The organism is Colwellia sp. BRX9-1, from assembly GCF_014077195.1.
Lineage (GTDB): Bacteria > Pseudomonadota > Gammaproteobacteria > Enterobacterales > Alteromonadaceae > Colwellia_A.
In genome coordinates this window covers 208,398-221,278 of sequence record NZ_JACGVM010000005.1, presented here as the reverse complement: position 1 = coordinate 221,278, position 12,881 = coordinate 208,398, and the positions used below count along the sequence as shown (strand labels likewise).

The 12,881-nt window shown below is 40.2% G+C and carries 10 protein-coding genes; 5 read left to right on the top strand and 5 right to left on the bottom strand.

Annotated features, from left to right (window positions below):
• Positions 1-50 precede the first annotated feature (50 nt).
• Genes thiC through thiE form a run of 5 tightly spaced genes read left to right on the top strand, consistent with a single transcriptional unit; the run spans position 51 to position 5,802 of the window.
• Positions 51-2,012: a phosphomethylpyrimidine synthase ThiC gene (thiC, locus tag H4J76_RS07555; protein ID WP_182230349.1), complete on the top strand. Its 1,962-nt coding sequence runs from the start codon at positions 51-53 to the stop codon at positions 2,010-2,012.
• Between the two features lie 7 nt (positions 2,013-2,019).
• Entirely contained in the window at positions 2,020-3,231 is a 1,212-nt protein-coding gene (locus H4J76_RS07550) for an FAD-dependent oxidoreductase (protein ID WP_220466000.1), read from the top strand.
• Positions 3,221-3,454, top strand: a complete 234-nt coding sequence (gene thiS / locus H4J76_RS07545) for a sulfur carrier protein ThiS (RefSeq protein WP_182230348.1) — start codon at positions 3,221-3,223, stop codon at positions 3,452-3,454. Before H4J76_RS07550 ends, thiS begins: the two co-directional genes overlap by 11 nt.
• Before the next feature lie 2 nt (positions 3,455-3,456).
• Entirely contained in the window at positions 3,457-4,260 is an 804-nt protein-coding gene (locus H4J76_RS07540) for a thiazole synthase (RefSeq protein WP_182230360.1), read from the top strand.
• A gap of 18 nt (positions 4,261-4,278) precedes the next feature.
• Positions 4,279-5,802 (top strand): thiamine phosphate synthase, encoded by a 1,524-nt coding sequence (gene thiE, locus H4J76_RS07535; protein WP_182230347.1) that lies wholly within the window; start codon positions 4,279-4,281, stop codon positions 5,800-5,802.
• Between the two features lie 16 nt (positions 5,803-5,818).
• Here the strand turns inward: thiE and H4J76_RS07530 are convergent, their stop codons facing one another.
• The 5 genes from H4J76_RS07530 to H4J76_RS07510 form a co-directional block, all read right to left on the bottom strand.
• Positions 5,819-7,369: a DUF418 domain-containing protein gene (locus H4J76_RS07530; protein WP_182230346.1), complete on the bottom strand. Its 1,551-nt coding sequence runs from the start codon at positions 7,367-7,369 to the stop codon at positions 5,819-5,821.
• 227 nt (positions 7,370-7,596) lie between these two features.
• Positions 7,597-10,617 (bottom strand): PqiB family protein, encoded by a 3,021-nt coding sequence (locus tag H4J76_RS07525; protein WP_182230345.1) that lies wholly within the window; start codon positions 10,615-10,617, stop codon positions 7,597-7,599.
• The gene (locus H4J76_RS07520; RefSeq protein ID WP_182214519.1) at positions 10,607-11,278 is read right to left on the bottom strand and encodes a paraquat-inducible protein A; all 672 of its coding nucleotides are present in this window, start codon (positions 11,276-11,278) and stop codon (positions 10,607-10,609) included. The genes H4J76_RS07525 and H4J76_RS07520 overlap by 11 nt, the downstream gene beginning before the upstream one ends.
• Positions 11,268-11,894: a paraquat-inducible protein A gene (locus H4J76_RS07515; RefSeq protein ID WP_182214521.1), complete on the bottom strand. Its 627-nt coding sequence runs from the start codon at positions 11,892-11,894 to the stop codon at positions 11,268-11,270. The genes H4J76_RS07520 and H4J76_RS07515 overlap by 11 nt, the downstream gene beginning before the upstream one ends.
• Before the next feature lie 263 nt (positions 11,895-12,157).
• The gene (locus tag H4J76_RS07510) at positions 12,158-12,781 is read right to left on the bottom strand and encodes a cytochrome c (RefSeq protein ID WP_070375442.1); all 624 of its coding nucleotides are present in this window, start codon (positions 12,779-12,781) and stop codon (positions 12,158-12,160) included.
• Positions 12,782-12,881: the final 100 nt, after the last annotated feature.

The following is a 12,881-nucleotide window of genomic DNA, read 5'->3' as shown; positions in this document are numbered from 1 at the left end:
TTTTTATTCGTGCATTTATAACGAAATGCATATTATTAAAAGGCAAAAAAATGACCAAACCAGCTAACAAACTCACTCGCAGAGAACGTCGCGAACAAGCTGAAACATTCTTAAAAAACGTTTCTGATCAATCATTCCCAAATTCTAAAAAAGTTTATGTGCAAGGTAAAATTCACGATATCAAGGTAGGTATGCGCGAAATCACCTTGTCTGATACTTTATTAGCGGGTAATAAAGATAAGCCAACCTACGAAAAAAATGAACCTCTTTGCGTCTACGATACCTCAGGTTTTTATACCGATGAAAGTGTCGAGATAGACGTACACAAAGGTATTCCTCGCCTGCGTGAAAGTTGGATTGATAGTCGTGGTGATGTTGAGCTCTTAACATCAAATAGCTCTACTTATGCTCAACAACGTTTAGCTGACGATGGTGTTGACGCAATACGCTTTGAACACTTACCTAAAATGCGTGTCGCTAAAAAAGGTCAAAACGTTACCCAAATGCACTATGCTCGCCAAGGGATCATTACCCCTGAAATGGAATATATTGCCATTCGTGAAAATTTAAAACGTGAAGAGGTCAAAGATAAAACCTTACTACTACAACATAAAGGTCAGTCATTTGGCGCCAGTATTCCAGCGCAAATTACCGCAGAGTTTGTCCGTGATGAAGTCGCGCGTGGCCGAGCAATTATTCCGGTAAACATTAACCACCCAGAATGTGAGCCGATGATTATTGGTCGTAACTTTTTAATTAAAGTAAATGCCAATATTGGTAATTCGGCGGTGACCTCTTCCATTGAAGAAGAAGTAGAAAAACTGGTTTGGTCGACCAAGTGGGGCGCAGACACGGTAATGGATTTATCAACGGGTCGTAATATTCATGAAACCCGCGAATGGATCATGCGCAACTCGCCAGTGCCCATTGGTACGGTGCCTATCTATCAAGCGCTAGAAAAAGTAAATGGCGTGGCAGAAGACTTAACCTGGGAAATTTTCCGCGATACCCTTATCGAACAAGCCGAGCAAGGTGTTGATTATTTTACCATTCATGCCGGTGTATTATTACGCTATGTTCCAATGACCGCTAAGCGTGTCACCGGTATTGTCTCACGTGGTGGTTCAATTATGGCGAAGTGGTGCTTAGCGCATCATAAAGAAAATTTTTTATACACCCACTTTGAAGATATTTGTGAAATATTAAAGCAATACGATGTCTCGTTTTCACTCGGCGACGGTTTACGCCCGGGCTCGGTTGCTGATGCCAACGATGAAGCACAATTTGCCGAATTACATACCTTAGGCGAATTAACTAAAATTGCTTGGCAGCATGATGTACAAACGATTATTGAAGGCCCCGGGCATGTGCCACTGCATATGATCAAAGCAAATATGGACGAGCAACTTAAACATTGTGGTGAAGCACCTTTTTATACGTTAGGTCCGTTAACGACTGATATTGCACCGGGTTATGACCATATTACTTCGGGTATTGGCGCCGCTAATATTGGTTGGTACGGTTGTGCCATGCTTTGTTATGTCACTCCTAAAGAACATTTAGGCTTACCCAATAAAGAAGATGTTAAAGAAGGTTTAATGACCTATAAAATTGCTGCCCATGCCGGCGATTTAGCAAAAGGTCATCCGGGGGCACAAATTCGTGATAATGCGATGAGCAAAGCGCGCTTTGAATTTCGTTGGTACGATCAATTTAATATCGGTTTAGACCCTGAAAGAGCCAAGGCTTATCACGATGAAACCTTGCCACAAGAATCAGGTAAAGTTGCCCACTTCTGCTCTATGTGTGGGCCAAAATTCTGTTCGATGAAAATATCTCAGGAAGTACGTGATTATGCCGCGGGTCTTGAAGCCAGCAATAAAATAGAAATACAGTTACTTGACGAAGTCATTGTTTTAGATGCAACGCCAACCGATATTGCACAAGGCATGGCTGAAAAGTCGGCGGAATTTAAAGCGGCCGGTAGTGAAATTTACCATCAGGTGAAATAGTCAGCCGATGACTATTTCTCAGCAGTTCCCTAAACCTACTCAAATCTGTGCCAATATCGTTGTTATTGGCGCAGGATTAGTGGGTCGTTTAATGGCATTGTCTTTGGTTAATCAAGGTCATCAAGTGACCTTGGTTGATAAAGATAATAAACAGGGCCACCAAAGTGCCGCTTATGCTGCTGCCGGTTTATTAACGCCGCTAGGTGAAGCTATGCATAGCGATCGTAATATTGTTGAAATGGGCTTTGAGTCATTAGCGCTTTGGCCTGAGATTCTTGCTAAATTAGACAGTTACACTTATTTTCAACAAGCAGGCACCTTAATGGTTAGCCATGAACAAGACCAAGGCGATTATCAGCGTTTCATGGCTTATATCAAAAATCATTATCCGCAACATCAGCTACAGCAACTGAATCGCCAACAAATACTTGCCCTTGAGCCTGAATTAGCTCATCGCTTTAATCATGGGTTGTTTTTACCTGAAGAAGGGCAAATAGGTAATCGTAAATTACTAAAAGCCCTGCAAAAGCAGCTAGAAAAAAGTAGCGTTACTTGGTTAGAAAATTCACCTGTCGTTAACATTGAACAGCAAAAATCGAGCTGTTTAGTCACTTACCATGAGGATAACCCACTAGGCAACAAAGGCAGTAAGCAAACTAACACGTCAAAGCATATTATTGCTGCTGATTTAGCAATTGACTGTCGCGGTGCAGGCGCACGCAACAGTGCAGGCGAAAACACCGCAGCCCCCTTAAAAGATTTACGAGGAGTACGAGGTGAGATATTTCAGTTATTTTCCCCTGAAGTCAATATTACCCGGCCTATTCGTTTAATGCACCCTCGCTATCAATTATATATAGCCCCTAAAACTAACGGCTTTTATGTCGTGGGAGCAACTGAAATCGAAAGTGAAGACTGCGCGCCAATGACGGTACGTTCTTCAATGGAATTACTCAGCGCGGCTTATAGTGTCCATGCTGGATTTGCTGAAGCCAATATTCATCAACATATTAGCCAGTTAAGACCTGCTTTTAGTGATAACCAAGCTAAAATATCACTGCAAAATCGGCTTATCCAAGTCAATGGACTGTTTCGCCACGGCTACCTTATTGCGCCGGTTGTGTTAAAGCAGTTAGAGTTTACCGTTGCGCATTTTTTCGAGTGTCGCTCATTAACAGAATCTCCTTATCATAAGTGGTTAGCCATCAATGAATACTAAAGCAGCTATAACAACCTATTTTATCAATGGACAAGTAATCACCATTGCCAGTAAAACACCCAATATATCAATGGCATTACTGCATTATTTAACGCCAGAGCAGCAAAAACAAAGTTTTGCCGTAGCCCTTAATGGTGACTTTATTGGTAAAGCTGACTATCAAAAAACCACAATTAATCAAGAGGACAGTATAGATGTACTGTTTCCTATTCAGGGAGGTTAATGATGACATTTTCAACCGAACTAATGATATACGGACAAGCGGTTAATAGTCGTTTATTAATTGGTAGCGCACTTTATCCTTCGCCACAGATCATGAAAAAAGCGATATTAGCCAGTGGCTCAAAAATTGTCACCTTGTCGTTAAAACGCCAAAACCCTGCGCAACAGTCAGGCGCAAAAATTTGGCAGTATATTCAAGAGATTGTTAAAGAGACTCAGGGATTTTTATTACCCAATACGGCGGGCTGTAAAACAGCTAAAGAAGCGGTAACCCTAGCAAAAATGAGCCGCGAAATTTTTCAAACGGATTGGATAAAATTGGAAGTTATCGGTGATGACTATAATTTACAACCAGACCCTATCGAGCTATTAAAGGCCAGTGAACAGTTGTTAAATGAGGGTTTTAAAGTGCTACCTTATTGCACCGACGATCTAGTGGTGTGTCAGCGTTTATATGACTTAGGTTGTCAGGTGATCATGCCTTGGGCATCGCCAATAGGCACAGGTAAGGGTCTAATGAACCCTTATAATTTAGCAACAATTCGTTCGCGGCTTCCAGATGCAACTCTCATTTTAGATGCGGGTATTGGTAAACCCTCAGATGCTTGTCTAGCTATGGAAATGGGTTACGACGCCGTATTATTAAATTCAGCAATTGCCTTGGCAGATAGTCCGGTGCTGATGGCAAAAGCCTTCGCACAAGCCATTGTCGCTGGCGAGCAAGGATACATGGCGGGTGTAATGCAGCAACGACAAACCGCTCACCCATCAACCCCAACCCTAGATACACCTTTTTGGCATCAATAAGGCAACAAGGATAAAGCTATGACAGAAAGTGTTAAAGAAAAACCGATTGTATGGACGATTTCTGGCAGCGATTGCTCTGGTGGTGCGGGCATTGCCGCCGATATAAAAACAGGTCATGCCTTGGGTGTTGAAGTTTGTCATTTGATCACCGCGAATACCGTACAAAACGCTAACCGCCTTGTCTCGATAAATCCGGTCGCTAGCGAGACATTACAACAACAAGCTAAGGTATTAATTAGTGATAAACCACCCAGTGTCATTAAGATTGGCTTAATAGCCAATCTTGAACAAGTCACATGGTTAACCGAATTATTAGCGGGCTTTAAAGCTAACTACTCAAAAATAAGTGTCGTTTTTGACCCCGTTGGCCAAGCGAGCGTCGGTGGTCGTTTTTCGACACTACAGCGAGAAGATTTAACCCTATTGTTCAGCTATATTGATGTTATTACCCCCAACCTGGTGGAAGCGCAACAATTATCAAACTTATTGATACTTAACCCCGTTGAGCTGGCAATAAAAATTGCCGAATTAGGCGTCGCCAGCGTCATCGTAAAAGGTGGGCACAGTGCCGTGTTAGACAATGATGGTTTACAAGTCAGTGATGACTATTGTTTACATCACGTTGAGCAATCATCGATAAGTTATCAACTCTCTTCACCGCGAATAAATACTTCTTACAGTCATGGTGGTGGATGCTCCTTTGCTAGCGCATTAGCGGCTTTTTTAGCACACGGCTATTTATTACGTGATGCCTTTACCTTAACCAAAACATTTATTAATCAGGGTTTAGCTAAATCGGTAACTGCTAGCATGAAAAAAACCGATTATTATGGCGCATTTGAACAAACCCATTGGCCTAATAGTGCTGACTTTTTCCCCAGAATATCATCCAACCTAGTCAAGAAATATCAGCAGTTACCGCCTTTTCCATCGTTGGCACTATCAGATAATAAGCTTGGGCTTTACCCTGTGGTTGACTCACTTTATTGGTTAAAACGTTTATTGCCATTAGGCTTAAATATTATTCAACTACGGTTGAAAAATAAGACGGACATCGAGCTTGAAAAACTAATCATTGCAGCCATAGCCATTAGTCAGCCGTATAAAACGCGCTTGTTTATTAATGATTATTGGCAATTAGCAATAAAGCATCGCGCTTACGGTGTGCATATCGGCCAAGAAGATTTACAAAACGCTAATTTAACTAAGATTCATCAGTCAGGTTTACACTTAGGTATTAGTACTCATGGTTGTTATGAATTTTTATTAGCACAACAATTACAACCCTCTTATTTAGCGATTGGCGCTATATTTCCCACTAAAACTAAAAATATGAGCGGACAAATTCAAGGGGTAGAAAACTTACAACAGCTATTGAAATTAGCCAGCAATATTCCGGTTGTAGCCATTGGCGGTATTAATCATCAACGAGCAGAACGTGTTTGGCAGACGGGTGTTGACAGTATAGCGGTTGTTACCGCGATCACTGAAAGTGAGAATGCTGAAATCGCAGTTAAACAATTCCAGCATATTATGCAGTAATTTTTCCCAGTAAAACCTAAGAAGCTATACTTGTATCAAGTTTTTTTTCTAAGCGTAGTGGTTGCCATTTCAGGTACGTAATTGAGCGCCATAACCATTCTAACGGGCCAAATCTAAAGAATTTCAACCATAGTGTACAAAAAACAACTTGGGCAAAAATCACCGCGACGACAATAAGCATTTGTTGTCCGCGGGCTATTTGGCCAAACATACCACCAGCATAGCCATAAAATATTGTCGTTAAGATTATAGAATGACCGATGTAATTAGTAAGCGCCATTTTTCCTAACGGTGCCAACCATGAAAAACCTTTGATAAACCAAGCTTTGCTGGCTAATTTTACAAACAAGCCAATATAACCGGCACAGAGAACAAACTGCCCATAATAAAAAATAGTTTGTCCGCCGGCTCTCACTTCGATAGCACTTTTTGTCACTGGGTGTAGACTAATAAAAGTTCCTGCAATACTTAACAGTAGGCCAATGCTCAATCCGCCCCAGCACATAACACTGAAGAAACTTTGGTGTTGTTGTGGGTTTTTCATTCTGCCACTAGCGACTAACCAATAGCCCACCATGAAAAGAGGTAAACAAACAAAGAAGGCAAAGGTTGGCGTGTTACCTAAAGCTTCAACGGCGCTTTTAGCTCGGTACTTAGTCGCTTCAATATAGCTAGTTTGCGTAAAAGCTGCTGTTTCTTTTGCTTCATCTTGCGCACGGCTTTGTTTTCGTTCAAAACGTTGTTGAGCTTTATAAATAATAAGCTCTTCGTCGGTCATGCTATCTTCATCGACTTCTTCTACAGCTTCTTCTCTTTCTTCTAATGCTTCAACATCACCCTCGATTACTGCTCCACTCGCTGCTATTAAGGTACTTTCTTCTTCAATCTCTGTATTTTTACTAACCCATATTTCTTTAGGATTATCTTTTTCTTGTTGCAGTAACACATCAAGCTGCTGATTAATGCTGACTTCCTGTTGCCAATCGTTGGTTATTACGGTGTTGTCACGGGTAACACCAAAATAAAGAGCGGCAAACATTGAAACCAATAACGGCATCAGTAATAGCGAGAAACCCACTTTTGCAAACGTCGCGGGGGTATTAAATCGCGCTAATTTTTTAGTGCGTAAAAGTAAAACAAACCCCAGTAAAAGCAAACCTCCTACCGCATAGTCGTGAATAATATCTCCACCCCAAAGAAAAATTAAATGCGCCATACCAAAAACAAATAATGCCAACATACGTCGGGTAAACCATGCGCCAAATTTACGATCTGCCTCTTGCGCCCTAACGAGCATGATGGCAAAACCCATACCAAAAAGTATTGAAAACAACTTATAAAATTTGCCTTCTACAAACACTTTAACTAACCAACTTGATGCCCAATCGAAGCCAGTAAGACTATAATCAAAGCTCAGTAATGCGCTAACAGGGCGATTAAACCATTCGATATTCATCATAATAATGCCAATTAAGGCAAAGCCACGAAGTAAGTCCATCACTTGAATACGATTAGAGTTTGTGAGCGGTGTTAGCTCTTTATTAGTGCCGGGGAATTCATTTTCCATAGGTTTTTCCACTGTATTATTATAATGAGTTAATATTGTTTGCATGCTTAAAAGCATGAGTCATGCCAATTCGTTACCTATTGGTTTTTAACGAATTGTATGAACTTTATTATTATAGTTATTAATAAATAAACAACAAATTGTAACTTTAGACCAAATTTACGGCTTTTCCTTAACGCTATCGCCAACAGTGTATTGAACAAAGTTAAGGGGGGTATCTCTTGTTCTTATTGCGACAATTCAATTTTAGGTTGCCACTTATGCCAATCGTCATCAACATCTCGTGCTAACTTAAATAGTTGTCCTTGCTCTGCTGGCTGAAAAGTCTCCTTAACGTCAACCTCAGGTGTAGCAAAAGCTATACCACCGGCAAGCAGTGTTTCTATAGATTCTGAGTCTATATTGATCCCTGAAAAAAGCCCCGCATCAATACGAATACCACTGGTATTCCAAAACCGACTGCTTTGACTTACTAAAGGCGCATAACGCGGATAAATATTAATATAGATATTAACGGTGTCGGCAGTAGGTGATAAGTCGACACCAATTACCCGACCAACTTTAACTTGTCGATAGAGCACAGGATTGCCAGTTCTTACTGAACCTAAGTTTTTTGCACTTAATGAAAGATTTAACCCTGAAGGAAGCGTCGTTGTTACAGGCATAATGGCTTTGGCCTCAAAGCGATGACTTATTTCTCCCTTACCTGGCATTAATCCAATAAAGCCCCCTTCTAGAATAGCGCCAACATTTACTGAGCCCACAACAGCAAGCTCTGGTTTAGCAAACCAAAATTTTGAGTCTGCAACCGCGAACTTTCGGCCACTGTCATTTAGAAAAGCATAAACGGTTGCGCCAAATCCTTGCTGATCAAATTTGATCCGAGAAACTAAGCCAACTTGTTGATCTTGATATTTTATTTTTAAATTATTTTTCAAGCCCTCTACATCACTAAAATGAATTTCTATGGCAACGCCCGCTAATTTTGCATACTCAACATTATCAAATAAGGTAAATTTCTCTCCCTCTTCAACGGTGTCTTGCTCAGGCTTTATTTCTGGGTTTATAAAACTGATCCCCCCCTTTAATATCGCATCAGCAGATTCTGTTTTAACAATAAAATTCCCTAGACCACCGCTTATAGTTACACCACTGGCGTTGTAGAAACGGGTAAAATTAGAAATTAAATGTCGGTATTCTTCATCAACGGTAATATTTATTTCAACGTTATTACCTGTAGTATCGAGAGAAACATTATCCACTTGTCCTACAGCTATGCCTCTAAAGCTAATCGGACTGCCTGGATTAACGACATTCCCTTGCTCTGATTTTAGCGAAAGTTGTAGTCCTTGTGATGATAAGTGTTTTGCCGGTGGTAAGTCAGTGACAATAAAATCATGGGCTTTTTCACCTTCTCCAACGTTAACGCTGATATACGCCCCGCCAAATAAAGCATCGGTATTTGTCATTCCTGACAAGGATAAGTCGGCATTAACGAGCCAAAACTGACTGTTTTCTCGGAGAATATATTCGTAATCAGTTAAGACCCCAACCTGAAGGGCAACTTGGTCTTGCTGGCGAATGACTTTATGAACAGAACCAATTTCTTCACCTCTTAGCATGATACGGGTTTTGTTACTTAAACCATGGGCACTATTCGTATAAAGGTTAAATGTTGAACGTTGTTTAGCCACGTTTTTATCAATAAACAGCTGAAAGCTATCACCATTCTTAGGTGCTGATTTTTCATTATTATCACCTAAGTCAAAAGCAATACCGCCCGCTAACATCGACTGAATAGATTGTGCTTGTATATCAAAATTTTGTAAGCCACCTGAAATATGCAAACCACTGGCGTTCCAAAAGTGACTATCACTAGAAACAAAGCTTTTGTATTTAGGTTCAATGAAAATGTGTACTAAAAATTCATTAGGGCCAATATTTTCAATTGCCTGAATAGTACCTACTTTCTGCTGTTTATAATAAATATTAGAGCTTGTGGTTAAAGAGCCAACATCTTGTGCTTTTAACACTAAATGTAACCCAGGCTCACTATATTGGTAGGCAGGCTCTTGATTATATACGTTAAATTTATTTAACGGTTTACCATCAACTGATGGACGAATACCAATGTGAGCGCCTAGCATTAATGTATGTAAATTTGTAACGCCGCCTAAGTCCAGATTTGGCGCTATAACAAAAAACTGCGAACCACTGGTTAAATAGGGAATGATACGAGGATTGATAATAGCACTGGCTTCGATGATCCTTTCTTCGGGATCAATACGAGTAAAGTCGGTAATTTTTCCTAATGTTAACCCTTGATACATAATCGCTGCATCGCGATCTATACCTGAATTCCAGTTTAACATTAACTGAATTTCATGGCCCATATTGGCGGTTTCATAATCAGAATATAAGGTGAAATTTTGGCCGTTGATCGCTGGTCCCATAACAGCTTCATAATCAGAGTTTCCAAAAGCCACACCTCCAGCAACAACAGATGCCAGTGAATCGGTATGAACAGTAACACCACTAGTTAATGAGCCTGATACTGTTACGCCACTGGTATTCCAAAAACGCGAGTTTTCTTTTACTAAGTTAGCGTACTCAGGTTCAATAAAAAGGTTAATATTGATCAGATCAGAAGTTGCCTCATAGTTAAATCCAGCGACATAACCGACGGTAATTTGTTTAAATAAAACCGGCGATTTCTTGCCTAATGAACCCAAAGTTTTTGTAGTTAATGATACATGTAAACCTGGCGTTGCTTGATCTAATACCGGTTCTTCACTTAAGGCAATAAAGTGACTCCTTGCTTTACCTTCTTCTTCTATATCAGGCATCACATTTATGTAACTCCCTGATAACAAAGTGTCTAATCCGGTAATACCTTGAAATGAAACGTCGGCAGTCACGTACCAAAAACGTGTTTTATCGGTCAACATTTTTTTTGAGCTTGAAATCATTTCAATTTCGACAATAACACTCTGTAAGTCTTCAGATACTTCAACGTCACGAACAATACCTGTGGTAAGTCCTTTATAGCGAACTTGAGTTTTACCAACCACAATACCACTTGCACTTTCAAACTGAACGGTGATAAACGTGCCTCGGTCAGAAACAGCTTTTATAATTAGCCAAGCACCAAATAACAACGCAATAATAGGCACTAACCAGACAGCAGAAATACCTTCTCGACTTTTAATAATAGCTTTTGATTCGGCAAGAATAGTTTTATTTGTCATGATGAGGGACATCCGTTTTGTTATATGTTTTTTCAGAAAGTGACTGATGATTATGCTTCTGATAGTTATCCCATAATAGTCGCGGATCAAAGCTTTCCGCGGCAAAAATGGTAAAAATTACCATTAAAGTAAAGTAGGTAATACCAACTGCTGGTTCAATACTAGATAAAAAGCCTAAATTAACGACCGCAGCCATGACCGTCACCACGAATACATCGAGCATTGACCATGGTCCTAAAAATTCGACAATATGATATAACTTTCCTTGTTGTTTTAACGACAATTGTGTTTTTCTTTTGGTGTTGTACATCAAGGTAAATAGCCCAATAATTTTCCCTAAGGGTATAACAAAGCTAGCAATAAAAATGATGATCGCTACCGGCAACATCCCCATTTGAATAAAAATGGCGATCCCCTCCAAAATGGTTGATGCTTCGGGGTTGCCGAAAGTGTAAAACACCATCATAGGATAAATATTAGCCGGAATAAACATCACTAACGCGGCAATGGTCCAAGCTAACGTGTATTCAATACTTTTAGGTTTTCGAGCAGAAAATAGCGTTAAACAGCGTGAACAGACTTGTCGCTCGCTATGCATAACATTGAGCTTATGACACTTTGGGCAACTGCCTAAACCTGCGGCAAGGGCTTTATTGCTCAAGAGATTTCTCCAGCTCATGCCATATATTGTGCTGATCTATTGTCACCGACACCAATGTTGAACATAACAACAGGAATATTAGGCTAATTAACCCACCATCAATCGTCATATCAGCCAGTGAAGAAAGTTTATACATAGAAACAACAACACCAAGTAAAAAAACGTGGAGCATCGTCCAAGTATCTAAAACATGATAAGAGCGAAAAAACACTAACAACGAAGGTTTAATTTTTTGAAACTTTATGCACCATGAAATATATAAGGCCGTGATCAGCCTCACTACAGGGATAGCAATGGTAAACATAAAAACAGCAAAGGCGAGTACGTAATTGCGACTATCAATTAAAAGCGTAATACAGTCAACCAGAGAGGCATCATTGTAAAGACCTGCGGCGCCGATGCCAATAATAGGTAATAATGCCGCGGGTAAAAAAAACAATAACCCTGCAATGGCGACAGCAAGGGTTCGATTAATCGCATCCCTCTTCTTTGAAAACAACATCGCGCCACAACAACCACATAAAGCATTTTGTCCTTCTAATAAATACGGCATAGGTAATAACGAATCGCATTGATGACAAGCAATCATATTATTAACAACTGAATGATTTTTCACTAAAGACCCAGTTCCATCAAGATAATTACCCTTACCTTTAAAATCAACAAATTACCAACTAATAATATCTATTTTAGTGTACGACATTAACCTATCTTAGCCAATAAAAAAGCAGCTTATTAAGCTGCTTTATGTTCAGGATGAACGGTATGTCTTGGTGCCATGGATGGCAAATAAAGACGATGTTCAGGATGAACGGTATGTCTTGGTGCCATGGATGGCAAATAAAGACGATGTTCAGAACTACATGTAGCTATAAGCGACTATTTTATCGTCGACATGTATTGCACTAAGGCGGCAATATCTGCATCTTCTAGCTTCATAGCAATATTTCGCATCATGCCATTTTTGTCATTGTTGCGAGCTCCCGAACGAAAACTTTCCAACTGAGCAGTTAAGTACATTGCATTTTGTCCGCCCAGAGCTGGGAAACCAGCTTGTGACATGCCTTTTGCATCAGCGCCATGACAAGCAATACAAGCGGTAATTCCACGCTCTATATCACCACCAAAATATAGCTTTTTGCCAACGTCACTGGTTGCTCCACCCGCATATTTTGCAGGTTGTGCACTATAATAAGCGCCTAAATCAAGCATATCTTGTTCGCTCAATGCCATGGCCATACCACCCATAATTGCATTAACACGGCCTTCTTTTCCGCCCGAAGTTAGCCCCGTTTTAAAGTCAGCTAATTGTTTCGCGATATAGCTACTACCTTGTCCAGCCAGACTAGGATACATAGGTACTAAGCTATTACCATCAACACCGTGACATGCTCCACACATTGCAGATTTTGTTTTACCGGCATCAACATTACCTTGGGCAGCATAGCTGATATTTAGTGCACTTGTTCCTAATAAAACCAAGCTTAGTAGTATTCTTTTCATCAATGAGCTCTCTATATATGTAGATAATTAAATGTGGCTAGCAATGATTGGTAAGGTTATTACCTTAGGCACTGCAGTCTTCAATATCAAACAGTTTACA